This is a genomic window from Priestia sp. SIMBA_032 (assembly GCF_046535215.1).
Classification (GTDB): Bacteria; Bacillota; Bacilli; order Bacillales; family Bacillaceae_H; genus Priestia; species Priestia aryabhattai.
Window position 1 is genome coordinate 1 of the sequence record NZ_JAWRXD010000097.1, and the last position, 537, is coordinate 537.

Annotated in this window: 1 protein-coding gene; it reads left to right on the plus strand. The window is 52.9% G+C overall.

The window, feature by feature from the left end; genetic code table 11:
• On the plus strand, positions 1-403 hold a 403-nt coding region (locus tag SB717_RS33470), incomplete at its 5' end, for a hypothetical protein (RefSeq protein ID WP_410907105.1).
• Positions 404-537 lie beyond the last annotated feature (134 nt).

Here is a 537-nt window from a genome sequence, read left to right on the forward strand (position 1 = left end):
GCTTGATCCTCAGGCGACAAAATGCCGACCTGGCAGAGTTTATTACTGGTTGTCCATGTCGGCGAACGGGGACACTCGCCCCCATGCATCTAGAGATGCCAAGTATTTCAAAGCGTTTTGTAAAGCTTTGGGTATTAGTGACGAGGGTGCTGAACAGTACTGGAACTTCATACGCAATGCCCGGCGTCTGAACCAGTCCCTAGGACGAGAGCTCGTTGCCCGATACGCTGAGATCCTTTTCCAACCAGAGAGTGCTGCTGTTTACCGCAAAGTTCCCGAGGACGTCCTACAGAACCTTCAGCAGGATGCGCTCCGCTGCGTCTTCAGAGTCGAACGCGTCGTGCCGCCTTCGACACTTCTGGCCAACCGTAAGAAGGAATCGACAAGTGCCCATTGCGAGTGAGAACCCCCGTGAGATTCATCCAGCCTATAAGAGGCAGTAGTCGATAGCTTGCTTAATGGGTTGTCCGCACGGTTAGCAGGCCGAGGTGATTTCTACAAGGTCATCTATGGCACTAAACCGAGTGCAGCATTGAT